We start from the raw sequence: 13,480 nt of genomic DNA on the forward strand, positions 1-13,480 counted from the left end.
TCAAATTTCGCCAAAGTTTGATCGAAATCAATTTAGCCTGTGTAGAACCGGCTATCCTCGCCCCATGACAACATCCATGGCCGACGCTTCGCCCCTCTCCAAATCGACCGGGCGAGGGATAAGCGAAGACGGTTATGTTCTTGGGGGATGAGCGTGAGCAAGATCGAGAAACTAAACAACAGGGACGAAGCCCTTCTCATTCGCAGTGACCTTCTGTCTTCCATGAGCGAGACATCGGCGCGGTCGGTCGTCGACGCCGCCTCGCTTTTGACGCTTCCCGCTCGCCACATGCTCTTCACCGAGGCCGGTGCGGCGGAATATCTCTACTACGTGCTGAGCGGTCATGTTCGCCTGTTCCGCACCAGCCGCGATGGCCGTGAGGCCGATATCCGCATCTGCTCAACCGGCGAAACCTTCAATGACTGCATGATCTTTGAGGTGGGTAACCACCGCTACAGCGCCCAAACGACGGAATGCTGCCTGCTGGCAAGGCTGGAACTGTCGCGGATCAGGGCAATGCTCGAGGCCGACCCCACTGTTGCCCGCGCCGTGATCGAGACGCTGTCGAAAAACAATCTGAAAGTCATGGACTGCGTGGCCAATGACCGGTTGCAGACAGCACCTCAGCGCGTGGCCCATTATCTAGTGACGCAGGCGCCGACAGAGAATGGCGCATATTCTCTGCGTTTGCCGTTTCAGAAAAGCGTTCTGGCCGGCAAACTCGGCCTTGCACCCGAAGCGCTGTCCCGCGCCTTCTCCACCCTGAAAAGCCGCGGCGTCAGTGTGCGCGGCCGTGTGATCCATGTCGACGACCCGGCGGCCCTGAACAGGCTTTGACAGTGCCGTGAGTTGGCGAACAGCAGCTGCTCGCGAGGAAAAGTAAGGATATTGCCAGCTTTCCAAACTCAAGTAGTCTTGCTCAAGAGACATTGAGAGGAGGGTTGAATGAAGACAGCAATAGTTTTTGACTGCGAGTTCCTTTGCATCCGCGGCTCACAAAGCCGTTTCTGGTGTGCTGCTATCGACCCCGACCCCGTGATTGCGCAAATTGGTGCGGCAAAAATTGGGATAGAAGATGATTTCCCAATCTTGGAAACATTCAAAGTCTATATACAACCCCGCGATAGGACTGGGAATCTTTACGAGATTGATCCTTACTTCACGGAGCTAACAGGCATCACCGGCGAGCAAATCAACCAACAGGGTAAGTCATTACAAGCGGCGTTGATCGCTCTCGACCAATTTTCAGAGGGCGCAAAGTTTTGGTCATGGGGAAAAGACGAACTGAACATGATCGCAATCAGTTGTTACGTCGAAGGTATTCCACCAGCCATACCCGCACCGCGGTTCGACAATGCGGTTAAGCTTCTGCTTGCCGCTGGGATGCCGGTGGAAGATTTGAGCCGGACTCCAAGCAATAAACTGGCCGATTATTATGGTCTGAGACACCCGGAATTACAGGGACATGACGCGTTGGACGATGCACGGTCGGTCGCGTACACCCTCCAACACCTGCTCCGGTCTGGAAAACTCCAAGCTTCGGCCTTTGGTCACTGACCTCCTGCCCACCTGTCTTCTACAGACTATTGCTTTTACAAGCCGCCCTGCTGCTTCAAAAAGCCGACGATGCGGTCGATGCCGTCGCCGCGTTTCATGTCGGTGAAGAAGAACGGCATGTCCTTGCGCATGCGGGTGGCATCGCTGTCCATCACATCCAGATCGGCGCCGACGTAAGGTGCCAGATCCTTCTTGTTGATCACAAGAAGGTCGGAGCGGGTGATGCCTGGCCCGCCCTTGCGCGGGATTTCCTCGCCCTGGCAGACGGAGATCACATAGATGGTGATATCCGCAAGATCGGGAGAGAAGGTGGCAGCGAGATTGTCGCCACCGGATTCGATGAACACGACGTCGAGATCGGGGAAGCGCTCGTTCAAACCGGCAATGGCTTGAAGATTGATCGTCGCATCTTCGCGGATCGCGGTATGCGGGCAGCCACCGGTCTCCACGCCAACGATGCGCTCCGATGGCAGCGCCTGCATGCGCACCAGCGCTTCAGCATCTTCCTTGGTGTAGATGTCATTGGTGACCACGGCGACGGAGAATTCCGAGCTCATCGCCTTGCACAGCTTTTCCGTCAATGCCGTCTTGCCGGAACCGACAGGCCCGCCGATACCAACTCTGAGCGGCCCATTTCCCGATTTCATGCCTGCTTCCCTTCTGGATATGTTTCCTCGACCATAGCGGTCTCACGCCTGCCCCATCAACAGTAAAGTAGATGGAAAATGGTCAGGAGCGGAAGAGCCGCGTTCCCTGCACCTCATGGCGCATGGGTGCCGTATCGGCAATGATGGTGGCCGATCCGAGATCATCGAGCGTGGCGGTGGAAGCGCGTGTTGCAACCTCCGCTACCGCCTCCTCCAGCCTTGCCAGGATCGCCACACCATCCTTCTGCCCCGCGACGCCAAGCCGTATACCAGCGGAAATCAGTTGCGACAGGCCGGAATGCAGATAGGCGGCAAGAACATCCTCCAGCGCAATCTCATGCGCCGCGGCAACCGCACCGACCGCAACCGGATAGGTCGGCGAGACAGGCAATCTGCCGAAGACAGGGGACGGCCAGGCGCGTGCGGCATCCACAAAGGCATCGCCCAGGAGAACCGTCTCGCGATAGCGCTCCGCCGAGCCCGCAAGAGCGCGCGACAGTTCGGCGATTTCATTCAGCACAGCGTCATCGGCAAAGCCGTTCCACGCCTCGCTCAGCATCACCGCATCGTTCCACAACGTGCCACGCTCGAGCGAGAGACCAATCCAGTCGCTCAAGCCCGCAGCATTGGTAACCCGGCGATCAGCGACAGCGCTTTCAAGCCCGCCGGAATAGGAAAAGGCGCCGACCGGAAAGGCGGGCGACATCCAGGCCAGCAGTCTGAGCAGGCTGTCGACATTGCGTCTCTGTGTCATGCGTCAATCATGATGGTGGTGGTGATGCCCGTGATCATGCGAATGACCACCATGCGCGTGATAGGCGCCACGAGCCGGTTGGAAAGGCTCTTCCACATCCCGCACCGTTGCACCCAGCCCCTCGAGCATGGCGCGAATGACGTGATCGCGCAGAATGAGGATGCGACCCTCTTCGATCTGGGCCGACAGGTGGCGATTGCCGAGATGCCAGGCAAGCTCGATCAGATGCAGCGGGCTCTTTGCAGTGATCTCGAACAGCTTCTCATTGGCCGCGCGCACTTCCACCAGATCGCCATTTTCGACGACGAGCAGATCGCCATGGGCAAACAGTACGGCTTCCTTCAAGTCCAGCATGACCATCTCGTCATTCTGGAGATGCAAGAGCTTGCGCCGCAAATGTCTCTGATCATGGGCAAGGGTGACATAGCCGCTCGGCTCATCGGCTGGTGTGCCTGCGGGGAGATAGGATTGAACACGTAACATGGAGTTTCCGGCCTGACTGAAATGCTTCAAGCATCGAGTCTTGCCGGATGGAACGAGGGATTGCAAGCCAGCGGCCAGCAGGAATGCACCTCATAAATGACGACGACCTCCAAGCCTGATTGCTTCAAGAGGCCACTTGGAGAGCCATGCTGAGCGTCTCATTGCGCTCCATGCGCGCAAAGGCGTCATCACTGTGGCAAAGACGGTTGCGCCCCGCGGCCTTGGCGGTATAGAGCGCCTTGTCGGCCAAGGCGAAGGTATCGTGTTTCGAGCGCGAAGGCTCGATCTCGGCAATGCCGACGGAAACCGTGGTCTGCAAAAGATTGCCCTCGAAATTGACGGACAGACAGGCAACGCGGACGCGCGCCATTTCGATCAGCGCGACGCGATCCTTGCGGTCTCCGCCACAAACGATCACGCCGAATTCTTCGCCACCGAGCCTCGCGACACAGTGAAAATCACCGAACACATCCTCGATTGCCCGAGCAACGCGTTTTATCACCAGATCACCGGCACTGTGGCCGAAATTGTCGTTGATCGACTTGAAGCGATCGAGATCGAAGATCGCGAGCGACGCATTGCTCTGGATATCTTCGAACACCTGGTTGAAGGCGCGGCGATTGGCAAGCCCCGATAGCGTATCGGTCCGGCTCAGCCGCTCGAACTCCGCCTGCGATTCACGCAACTGGCGGATTGCCTTGGCAAGAACCTTGCAGAGAATTCCGGCCACCAGACCGCCGACGATCCAGCCCATGGCGATGCTGTAGGACACAGCCTCCGCAAGCGGAACGGGAAGAAGCTCCAGCGTGGAGCCGAGCAGAATGACCGCCAGACTGATAAGGATGGACAAGGATATGGAGATAAACACCATTTTCAGCGCAAAACTTTGCAGCGTCTGCCCCTTGCCTGGATCGCTGAGACTCATGTCGAGAGAGATAAACTTTGCGAACCCGTCAGCCATCAGCCTCTTACCTCCATAAGGCAACCGATAAGCAGAAAAGGTTGCGACACCGACAATAAAACAAGTAAAAGTTTAAGCTAGCTTTACTCATATTAGATACTTTGAAAATATCTATAGACGCACTTAAACAAGGATGATCTTAAGTTAGCAATTCCTCACGGGCATGAACGACGAAGCCGCAGGAATGATCCGAAAAATTCTCGCAAAAATGCCCTCAGACAGCACTTCCGCCGCGCTTGCTATCAATCTGGGTTAAGTTTCGGTTATCCCCAGATTCCGTATACTGTGAGGCGCGGCCGAGAGTTTTGGACAGCATCGCCGCAAGTAAAAGGTGAGCACGACAATCCTAGAGCATTCCGGTGATCCCGTGGTCACTGGAATGCTCCAAGTTCTTGTTCTCGCTGCCTTGCCAGACGCCGAAGCGATCACGCTTCGGCTGGAGATGCTCTAGCTTTCCTCACGTGGCTTTCGGAAAGACGATGGCAAAATGCCAAGGCGCTGTAACCGGGCGTAAAGGCTTCGCCGGGGAAGCTTCAAAGCCTCCGCGACGGCGGTTGCGTCTCCGCCATGGCTCTGGAGTGCCTGGGTCAGAACGCTCGTCTCGAAAGCGTCCATCTGCTCGACCAGACCCAACCGCGTCGAGGCGGGGCGGTGCGGCGGGGCCAGACCAAGCGCAACCTGGGTAGCATAGTTGCGCAACTCTCGGACATTGCCCGGCCACTCATTGCTGAGCAGAAAGGCCTCGATCTCGGCATCGATCTGCGGACTGGGAAGCCCGTGACGCCGCGCTGCATCCTCCAGGAACACATGAAACAGAATAGCGATGTCCCCCTGCCTTTGGCGCAGTGGCGGTACACCGATGCGGACGGTCTCGAGGTGATAAAGCAGATCCTTGCGCAAGCCTGCCTTTTCGTCGTCACCGGAGAGATGTTTTCTCGTGAGGGTGCTGAGGATCCTGACGTCGACGGGTGTCGTCCCGCCACTCGGATTGAGCATCTCCCGGCTTTCCGCCACGCCCAGCATCCGACCCTGCATCAGCGGAGACATGGTCTCTGCCCCATCCAAGAACAGCGTTCCCCGGTGAGCCTCCGCTATCAGCCCCCGACGCAGGCGCGTGCCGAACAGTGTCTCGTCAACCATCGTATCGGAGATCGACGCACAGTCGATGCGGATGAAGGGGCGCGCGCGCCGCGGGCTTCCCTGGTGCAAGAGCCTGGCAATCAATTCCTTGCCAGTCCCCGTCTCGCCTTCGATCAGGACATTGACATCCGTTGGGCCGACCCGCTCGATCAAATCCCGCAACTGCACCATCACAGGTGTCTGGCCGAGCAGCGGCGATGTGCGTTCCGCCTCCAATGCCGCCTGGCGCAGTCTGCGATTGTCCACCACGAGACGGCGGGTTTCCAACGCGCGCCGAACCGAGGCGATCAGATGGTCGGTCATGAAGGGCTTTGCCACGAAATCGAAGGCGCCCCGTTTCAGGGCTGCGACTGCCATGGCGATATCGCCATGCCCCGTCATCAGGATGACCGGCAGTTCGCGATCACGGGCCAGAATGGCATCGAACAGGTCGTTGCCATCAAGGTGCGGCATGCGCAGATCGGTAACGACGACACCGGGCAGCGTGGTGGAGAGGCTGGCAAGCGCCGATTTGCCATCATCATGCACCTCCACCTCCAAGCCGGCAATGGCGAAGCTGTCGGCCAATGCTGCGCGGAAGGCGACATTGTCTTCGACGAGCAAGATCTTCTCCGGTACGTTCTGCGTCATGCTGCCCTCATGGTCACGATAAACGCCGCGCCCCCAAGCGCCGACGCCGTGATGGTAAGAGAACCGCCGAGATCCTTCATGATGTCCTGGGCGATGCCAAGACCAAGCCCAAGACCATTGGGCTTGCCGGTAACGAAGGGCTCGAAAACTTGCTTGCCGAGCTGCGGATCGATGCCGGCGCCGTTATCGGCAACCGTCAGGCAGATCGACGCGTTCTCGCGCTCCACAGTGATCGCAATCTCCGGATCGGGCCGTCCCTCCAGTGCGTCCATGGCGTTCTGTAAGAGATTGACCAGAACCTGTTCGAGCGGCACACGCTTGCCAAGCACACGCGGTTGACCGCTTGGCGGCAGGGTCAGGCGGATGCCCGCCTTGGCGATCCGGTCTTCCATCAACAACATTGCGCCAGCGATAATGCCATCCAGAGGTTCTTCAACGATCCGCCCTTCGCCCTTCTTCGCGAAACCGCGCATTTCCTGCGTCAGCGTGCCGATCCGCTCCGTCATCGCAATCATCGTGCCGAGACTATCGCGAACCCGCTCGCTGCGATTGGCCGCAAGATGGTGAAGCGCATTTTCCGAAAGGGTGCGAATGGTGGCAACCGGCTGATTGATCTCATGCATGAGCCCAGCGGTAATGGAGCCGACGGAGGCAAGCCGATTGGCCTGCGCCAGCTCCTCGCGCGCTTCTCGATAACGCTGGTCAGCGATCGCTCGATATCCCATTTCCTCACGTAGCTGTGCCGTTCGTTGAGCAACTGCCGCCTCGAGGTTACGTCGCTCGGCAGCGCGCCGTGCCGCACGATCGGCCTGCCACCATACGCCGAAACCGGCGAGAAGCAGAAGCGGCAGGATGGCAAGCGTGGCAAGCGCCGCCCGCCGGTCCGCAGCGATGCGTGCTGGCCGCGTGTCGAGAAGATGCAGGATGCGAAGATCCGTTCCGGCAATGGGAAGTGCGGCATAGACCATATCAGCGCCCTGAACCGTCTCGATACGATTGGGGCCTGCAAAGCGATAGTTGCCCGGTTCCAACTTTGCGTCGCCATACTGGCTGATCGCATCGATCCGGCTGCGAACCGCGGTCGGCAAGGGCGTCAGCGTCGTCAAAATCTGGTCCTGATCGGGTGCCGCCAGAACGATGCCGTTGGCATCGACGATCAACGTGCGCCCTGGATCTCCGGCCCAGATGGCAGAAAGCGCGCCGAACTCGAACTTCACGACGACGACACCGGACGCGGCATCGCTTTGACCAACCCGCCGTGCCAGAAACAAGCCTGCCTGGTGGGTGAGCAAGCCGGCACCATAATACTCCGCCTCACCGTCCCGCATCGCGCCGGTGAAATAGGGTCGGAAACCGAAATCCTGCCCGACGAAACTTCTGTCATCACCGGCATTGGAGGCGGCCACGGCAACGCCAGCGCGATTGATCAGATAGATATAGGAGGCTCCCGTCTCCTGCACCAGCGAACCGAATTTCTCGCTAAGCCGCGCCGCCGTCTCCGGGTTCCTGGTCGAGAGGACATCGACCAGATCACCATATTCACCAAGAACGATCGGCATCAGGCGGACACGGGCAAGCTCGCTGTCGATCAACAGGCTGTGCTGACGCACCAGCAATTCAGCCTCCTCCACCAGTTGTTCCGCCGCTTGCCGGCGGGACCAGAAAGACGCTCCGCTCCAAACAAGAGTGATGGTGGCTCCTACGAGCAGCAATAGCAGTAAGATCTGTAGGCGGGGTTTTGGAAACATCTGTGCAGGATATTGCACAATCAATCAAAACACCATGCAAGAATCAGCACAGATTTCGCATGAAACTCTCTGAAAAAGTGGATAAGAACATCAATTTCAATAACTTAGAGGAGAATCAGTAAATCCTTCACACGACCACCTGCCCTCAGCAAATTGCATGAAGAGGACGCGCCGTCGGGAGGATGGCCCAAAAGCTTTGCAATCAACGGCCATGTGCTGATCAGCGAGGACGCTTTCCGCGGAACGCTTGCTGGTTACTTAGAGGGAAGACCCCAAGCTCAAGCCGCGCGTCACGATCTTGCCCCTGCCTGAACAGGCACCGGGTGTCTTTGTGAAACTTGACCAAGGGAGGGTCCGAGTGTGTTGATCGAGACCGGAAATGCCATCACCCAGGGAGCCGTCGCGCAGTCTCCAGACCGAAAGCACCGCCTGAAATCGATTATCGGCGGTTCGACGGGCAACCTCGTCGAATGGTTCGACTGGTACGTCTACGCCGCATTCGCGCTTTACTTCGCGCCGCACTTCTTTCCCGCAGGCGATCAGACCGCACAGCTTCTCAATTCTGCCGCCGTCTTTGCCGTCGGCTTCGTCATGCGTCCCGTCGGCGCGTGGATCATGGGTCTTTATGCTGACCGTCGTGGCCGCAAGTCCGGACTGGCGCTTTCAGTGACCCTGATGTGCCTGGGCTCGCTGATCATCGCCCTGACGCCTGACTACAACACGATTGGCGTTCTCGCCCCTACGCTTCTGGTCATCGCCCGTCTCCTGCAGGGTCTCTCCGTCGGCGGCGAATACGGCGCCTCTGCCACCTATCTCTCCGAAATGGCCGGCAAGGAACGCCGCGGCTTCTTCTCCTCCTTCCAATACGTGACCCTGATCTCGGGCCAGCTTCTGGCCATCGCCGTCCTGATCATTCTACAGAACGTCATGAGCACGGAAGCCCTCAACGCCTGGGGCTGGCGCATCCCGTTCTTCGTCGGTGCGGCTCTCGCCATCGTCGTCTTCTGGCTGCGTCGCGGTCTTGCGGAAACCGAAAGCTTCAAGAACGCCAAGGCTGAAGGCAAGCCGAAGTCTGGCTTCTGGCAGTTGCTGACCAAGCATCCGAAAGAGACCGCACTCGTCATGCTGCTGACAGCAGGCGGTACCTTGGCCTTCTATGCCTACTCCATTTACATGCAGAAATTCCTGGTCAACACCTCCGGTTTCTCCCGCGAGGTTGCCAGCGAAATCAACGCCGTCACACTCTTCATCTTCATGCTGCTGCAGCCCATCGCTGGCGGATTGTCCGACAAGATCGGCCGCAAGCCTCTGATGATCACATTCGGTGTGCTGGGCGTCCTCTGCACCTATCCGATCTTCTCGGCTCTGGAACAGACGAAGGACCCGCTCACCGCCGGATTGCTGGTCATGGCCGCCCTTGTCATTGTCACGGGCTACACCTCGATCAATGCCGTGGTCAAAGCGGAGCTTTTCCCCGCCCATATCCGCGCACTGGGTGTCGCCCTGCCTTACGCGCTCGCCAACACGCTCTTCGGCGGCACTGCCGAGTTCGTTGCACTACGCTTCAAGAGCGCCGGTTGGGAACAGGGCTTCTACTGGTACGTCACCGCCATGATCGGCGTGTCGCTCATCGTCTATCTGTTCATGCGAGACACCAGCAAGCAGAGCGAGATCATCGAAGACTAAAAGACCCTCACCAGGGGTCTGCAACCGATGCCATATTGAACGCGGGCGTCGTCTTCGGACGGCGCCCGCTTCATTTGGCTAGATGAGTTATCGTAACTGACGTCAGTACCGGAAAAGCTAAATGCATCACTTCAAACGCGTCCGCCCCTGGCCGATCCGCCGACAGAGCGGAGACGGCGCTAAGGCGGCGATCGCGCAGCTATGCGGATAGTTTCGAAAGCCCGATATCAGAACAGGAAGTAGCGCTGTGCCATGGGCAGAACCGTCGCCGGTTCGCAGGTCAGCAACTCGCCGTCGGCGCGGACTTCGTAGGTTTCCGGGTCCACCTCGATATGCGGCGTCAGCGTGTTGTGGATCATGGAGGCCTTCGAGATGCCGCCACGGACATTCTTCACCGCCACCAGCTTCTTGGCGACGCCGAGGCGCTGCGCAAGCCCACCATCGAGCGAGGCCTGCGAGACGAAGGTAACGGAGGAGTTGGTGCGAAGCTTGCCGTAGGCCGCAAACATCGGGCGGTAATGCATAGGCTGCGGGGTGGGGATCGAGGCATTCGGGTCGCCCATGGGGGCTGCCGCGATAGAACCGCCCAGCAGTACCATTTCCGGCTTCACGCCGAAGAAAGCTGGGGACCATAGCACGAGGTCGGCACGCTTGCCGACTTCGACCGAGCCGATCTCGTGGCTGACGCCATGGGCAATCGCCGGATTGATCGTGTATTTGGCGATGTAGCGGCGCACACGGAAATTGTCGTTCTCGCCCTTTTCGTCCTTCAGGCGACCACGCTGACGCTTCATCTTGTCCGCCGTCTGCCACGTGCGGATCGCCACTTCGCCGACGCGGCCCATAGCCTGGCTATCGGAAGAAATGATTGAGAAGGCGCCGATGTCGTGCAGAATATCTTCCGCCGCAATCGTTTCCTTGCGGATACGGCTCTCGGCAAAGGCGATGTCTTCAGGGATCGAGGGCGACAGGTGATGGCAGACCATCAGCATGTCGAGATGTTCCGCCAGCGTATTGACCGTGTAGGGCCGCGTCGGATTGGTGGAGGACGGAATGACATTGGGGTTGCCGCAGACCTTGATGATATCCGGCGCGTGACCACCGCCCGCCCCTTCCGTATGGAAGGCATGGATGGTGCGGCCCTTGATGGCGGCCACCGTGTCTTCCACGAAGCCGCTTTCGTTCAGCGTATCTGTATGGATCATCACCTGCACGTCGAAGGCGTCCGCGACCGTCAGGCAGTTGTCGATGGCAGCCGGTGTCGTACCCCAGTCCTCATGCAGCTTCAGCGAGGATGCACCCGCCAGGATCATTTCTTCGAGCGGCTTCGGCAGCGAGGCATTGCCCTTCCCGGCGAGCGCCAGATTCATCGGAAATCCATCGAAGCTTTCGATCATCCGCTCGATATGCCATGCGCCGGTGCAGGTGGTGGCGAGCGTTCCATGCGCCGGGCCGGAACCGCCGCCGAGCATGCAGGTGACGCCGCTCATCAGCGCTTCTTCGATCTGCTGTGGGCAGATATAATGGATATGGGCGTCCATACCGCCAGCGGTCAGGATCTTGCCCTCACCTGCAATGGCTTCGGTCGAAGGGCCGACGATGATTGTCACACCCGGCTGCGTATCCGGATTGCCCGCCTTGCCGATTGCGTGGATGCGCCCGTCCTTCAGGCCCACATCGGCCTTGTAGATGCCCGAATGATCGACAATCACCGCATTGGTGATGACGGTATCGACAGCGCCTTCCGCACGCGTCGCCTGGCTCTGGCCCATGCCATCGCGAATGACTTTGCCGCCGCCGAACTTCACCTCTTCGCCATAGGTGGTGAAATCCTTTTCGATTTCGATGAAGAGCTCCGTGTCCGCAAGGCGCACCTTGTCGCCGGTGGTCGGGCCGAACATGCTGGCATAGGCGGCACGGGAAATCTTGTAGGACATGGTTCAGGCTCCTTCGGAGACGGAGAAATTCGATAAGGAAGACAGTCGTTTTAGCTTGCCCTGCGTGACAAGCGCGTCAACCAGTTGTTTTTCGACAGAAAAGGGGTGGCCGCTCCAACCTTTATGGCAAAAACCGGCAATGGTGAGTTCGTCCTTTTCGCCAATAGCGTCAAGCATGTAGCGAATGGCGAAGAGCCCTGTGCTTGGACATACATAAGGCTCAGGGGACAGGCCTTTCAGTTCCTCATCCAGCCACTCATGCACCTGGCGGCTAATGACGAGATGGGTTTTGCCGGTCTCCGAGGCGATTGCGGCAAACTCGGCACTGTAGTCGACACAAAAATCCTCGAGCTCCGGCCAATGACGATGGATATCCTCTTCCATCTCTCTGAACTTGACGGGGTCGCGAACCGACCAGATCGCCGATGCCGCCTTGACCCCCGGGCTTTCGCGCCAGGAGCGATCCTCGATCATCCGCCGACCGGGCCGTCCGGTGTTGCAAACCGCGACGACGTCGGTCCGGCTGCCGCCTGCGCCGAGCGAGCGGCAATCATTGAAACGAATAATGACATCGGCAGTGTCGATCCAATCGGCCACGCCCTGCGGTATTTCCCCATTTCCAACGATCACGATCCGGCGGCTCATGGTCTTCAGAAACTTTCCGTCCATTTGCGCAGGTCGTTGGTCCGCGCCCGGCTCATCGCTGCAAGGCAGGAAAGAACCGGTTGTGGCTCCATGGTGCCCGCCCGCGCCTGGAAACCCTCGAAGTCGCAATTGGCATCGCGGAAGACTATCCATGCACTTTGGGCAGCAATGAGTGCCTCTTCGGCACCCTTGCTGTGGTCGTCAGCTGCCTTGTCACGTTCGACCAGAATTGCGCGCAGCTTCCGATATTGCGTGTTCAATTCCTTGTCGGCCTTGTCGTAATCCTCTCCCGCGCACTGGGTCATCTCCATCTGCGTCTGCGGGTCGGCACAATTTGCCTTGCTCTCCTGCGTGAAGGCTGGACCACTCGCCGCAAGCACCGCGGCCAGAAGAACAGAGGCAAAGACGCCGGAGGAGATTGGCCTCAACATCACAACTTTCCCATCACCTGCTGGCGAAACCCATAAACCTCGCGCTTGCCCGACAATGGCACCAGCGTCACTTCGCGCTTCTGCCCCGGCTCGAAACGCACGGCCGTACCCGCCGGAATATCCAGCCGCATGCCGCGGGCCTTGTCGCGTTCGAAGATCAGCCCCGCATTGGTCTCGAAGAAATGATAATGACTGCCCACCTGAACCGGACGGTCACCGGAATTGGCAACCTCGATGGTCACGGTCGGCTGGCCGGCATTGAGCTCTATCGTGCCCTCGGCAGCAATGATCTCACCTGGTATCATGGTCGTGCTTCCACTGTATGGGTTTCAGTTGTGTATTTGACTTGGTTATCCATTTTTCGCACCATTTCGGGCGCAACCAAACACACTACAAATAGGCTCAAAGAAATGCAAAACGCTACGATCCAAAAGGTGAATCTTGCAGTTTTCAAATTACCTGTCTTTTTCCGGTCATAGTACTTTACAAGTCCACTTAGACTTGTCCTGCCAAATATTTTTCGCTCTATGTGAATCTTAATATATGCTTCATGCACCTTGATCACGTGAGCATGAGCTCGATAGCGAAATATGCCGTAGCCACTTATCAAGACCGGAAAGAAGGCTGACAAAGCTAAAGCAAGCGGCCTTAAGCTCTCAGCGCTTAAGACGAGCCAATATATTAAACCGACCGCTACCATACTGAGAATTTCGAACTGGTTCATCGTTCGAATTTCTTCATCGATTCTTGTACGTGCTGCCTTCATCTCTTCTAGAAGGTATTGATAACGAACGTCGGCACTTGCACGCACTTGGAGAGGCGTTCTGCTACCTGAAGGTTGATCATCAGCGCTCATCGACA

14 protein-coding genes are annotated in these 13,480 nt (G+C 58.2%); 3 read left to right on the plus strand and 11 right to left on the minus strand.

Annotation, left to right across the window (positions count from 1 at the left end; genetic code table 11):
* The first annotated feature begins 147 nt into the window (after positions 1-147).
* Together QE435_RS10360 and QE435_RS10365 are read left to right on the plus strand one after the other, a co-directional pair.
* Positions 148-837 carry a cyclic nucleotide-binding domain-containing protein gene (locus QE435_RS10360; RefSeq protein ID WP_349041307.1) on the plus strand — a complete coding sequence of 230 codons (690 nt, stop codon included), beginning with the start codon at positions 148-150 and terminating at the stop codon, positions 835-837.
* A gap of 108 nt (positions 838-945) precedes the next feature.
* Positions 946-1,557 carry a 3'-5' exonuclease gene (locus tag QE435_RS10365; RefSeq protein ID WP_349041308.1) on the plus strand — a complete coding sequence of 204 codons (612 nt, stop codon included), beginning with the start codon at positions 946-948 and terminating at the stop codon, positions 1,555-1,557.
* Between the two features lie 35 nt (positions 1,558-1,592).
* Here the strand turns inward: QE435_RS10365 and ureG are convergent, their stop codons facing one another.
* From ureG to QE435_RS10395, 6 genes are all read right to left on the minus strand, one after another.
* Positions 1,593-2,204 carry an urease accessory protein UreG gene (gene ureG / locus QE435_RS10370; RefSeq protein WP_349041309.1) on the minus strand — a complete coding sequence of 204 codons (612 nt, stop codon included), beginning with the start codon at positions 2,202-2,204 and terminating at the stop codon, positions 1,593-1,595.
* 82 nt (positions 2,205-2,286) lie between these two features.
* Positions 2,287-2,958, minus strand: coding sequence for an urease accessory protein UreF (locus QE435_RS10375; RefSeq protein WP_349041310.1), 672 nt, complete (start codon positions 2,956-2,958; stop codon positions 2,287-2,289).
* A 3-nt stretch (positions 2,959-2,961) separates the two neighbouring features.
* On the minus strand, positions 2,962-3,441 hold the full coding sequence (gene ureE, locus QE435_RS10380; protein WP_306933989.1) for an urease accessory protein UreE: 480 nt from the start codon (positions 3,439-3,441) through the stop codon (positions 2,962-2,964).
* 124 nt (positions 3,442-3,565) lie between these two features.
* Positions 3,566-4,402, minus strand: coding sequence for a GGDEF domain-containing protein (locus QE435_RS10385; RefSeq protein WP_349041311.1), 837 nt, complete (start codon positions 4,400-4,402; stop codon positions 3,566-3,568).
* Positions 4,403-4,849: 447 nt separating this feature from the next.
* Entirely contained in the window at positions 4,850-6,172 is a 1,323-nt protein-coding gene (locus QE435_RS10390; protein WP_349041312.1) for a sigma-54 dependent transcriptional regulator, read from the minus strand.
* Entirely contained in the window at positions 6,169-7,920 is a 1,752-nt protein-coding gene (locus QE435_RS10395) for an ATP-binding protein (protein WP_349042836.1), read from the minus strand. Before QE435_RS10395 ends, QE435_RS10390 begins: the two co-directional genes overlap by 4 nt.
* Positions 7,921-8,286: 366 nt before the next feature.
* Between QE435_RS10395 and QE435_RS10400 the strand changes: the two genes are divergently transcribed.
* Positions 8,287-9,606 (plus strand): MFS transporter, encoded by a 1,320-nt coding sequence (locus QE435_RS10400; RefSeq protein ID WP_349042837.1) that lies wholly within the window; start codon positions 8,287-8,289, stop codon positions 9,604-9,606.
* 227 nt (positions 9,607-9,833) lie between these two features.
* On the opposite strand, the gene ureC is transcribed toward QE435_RS10400, so the two are convergent.
* Genes ureC through QE435_RS10425 form a run of 5 tightly spaced genes read right to left on the minus strand, consistent with a single transcriptional unit; the run spans position 9,834 to position 13,475 of the window.
* Positions 9,834-11,543 (minus strand): urease subunit alpha, encoded by a 1,710-nt coding sequence (ureC, locus tag QE435_RS10405; protein WP_306933996.1) that lies wholly within the window; start codon positions 11,541-11,543, stop codon positions 9,834-9,836.
* Positions 11,544-11,546: 3 nt separating this feature from the next.
* Positions 11,547-12,188: a Urease operon accessory protein gene (locus tag QE435_RS10410; protein ID WP_349042838.1), complete on the minus strand. Its 642-nt coding sequence runs from the start codon at positions 12,186-12,188 to the stop codon at positions 11,547-11,549.
* 5 nt (positions 12,189-12,193) lie between these two features.
* Complete coding sequence (locus QE435_RS10415; protein WP_349041313.1) at positions 12,194-12,619, minus strand: lysozyme inhibitor LprI family protein; 426 nt, start codon at positions 12,617-12,619, stop codon at positions 12,194-12,196.
* On the minus strand, positions 12,619-12,924 hold the full coding sequence (locus tag QE435_RS10420) for an urease subunit beta (RefSeq protein WP_062439962.1): 306 nt from the start codon (positions 12,922-12,924) through the stop codon (positions 12,619-12,621). The genes QE435_RS10415 and QE435_RS10420 overlap by 1 nt, the downstream gene beginning before the upstream one ends.
* Entirely contained in the window at positions 12,921-13,475 is a 555-nt protein-coding gene (locus QE435_RS10425; RefSeq protein WP_130979282.1) for a hypothetical protein, read from the minus strand. Before QE435_RS10425 ends, QE435_RS10420 begins: the two co-directional genes overlap by 4 nt.
* Positions 13,476-13,480: the final 5 nt, after the last annotated feature.

Source organism: Agrobacterium sp. SORGH_AS 787, from assembly GCF_030819035.1.
Classification (GTDB): Bacteria; Pseudomonadota; Alphaproteobacteria; order Rhizobiales; family Rhizobiaceae; genus Agrobacterium; species Agrobacterium larrymoorei_B.

Coding starts and splice junctions, on each gene's coding strand:
- QE435_RS10375 (WP_349041310.1), bottom strand. CDS start 2,958: ATGACACAGAGACGCAATGTCGACAGCCTGCTCAGACTGCTGGCCTGG.
- ureC (WP_306933996.1), bottom strand. CDS start 11,543: ATGTCCTACAAGATTTCCCGTGCCGCCTATGCCAGCATGTTCGGCCCG.
- QE435_RS10420 (WP_062439962.1), bottom strand. CDS start 12,924: ATGATACCAGGTGAGATCATTGCTGCCGAGGGCACGATAGAGCTCAAT.
- ureE (WP_306933989.1), bottom strand. CDS start 3,441: ATGTTACGTGTTCAATCCTATCTCCCCGCAGGCACACCAGCCGATGAG.
- QE435_RS10425 (WP_130979282.1), bottom strand. CDS start 13,475: ATGAGCGCTGATGATCAACCTTCAGGTAGCAGAACGCCTCTCCAAGTG.
- QE435_RS10395 (WP_349042836.1), bottom strand. CDS start 7,920: ATGTTTCCAAAACCCCGCCTACAGATCTTACTGCTATTGCTGCTCGTA.
- QE435_RS10415 (WP_349041313.1), bottom strand. CDS start 12,619: ATGTTGAGGCCAATCTCCTCCGGCGTCTTTGCCTCTGTTCTTCTGGCC.
- QE435_RS10410 (WP_349042838.1), bottom strand. CDS start 12,188: ATGAGCCGCCGGATCGTGATCGTTGGAAATGGGGAAATACCGCAGGGC.
- ureG (WP_349041309.1), bottom strand. CDS start 2,204: ATGAAATCGGGAAATGGGCCGCTCAGAGTTGGTATCGGCGGGCCTGTC.
- QE435_RS10385 (WP_349041311.1), bottom strand. CDS start 4,402: ATGGCTGACGGGTTCGCAAAGTTTATCTCTCTCGACATGAGTCTCAGC.
- QE435_RS10390 (WP_349041312.1), bottom strand. CDS start 6,172: ATGACGCAGAACGTACCGGAGAAGATCTTGCTCGTCGAAGACAATGTC.
- QE435_RS10365 (WP_349041308.1), top strand. CDS start 946: ATGAAGACAGCAATAGTTTTTGACTGCGAGTTCCTTTGCATCCGCGGC.
- QE435_RS10360 (WP_349041307.1), top strand. CDS start 148: ATGAGCGTGAGCAAGATCGAGAAACTAAACAACAGGGACGAAGCCCTT.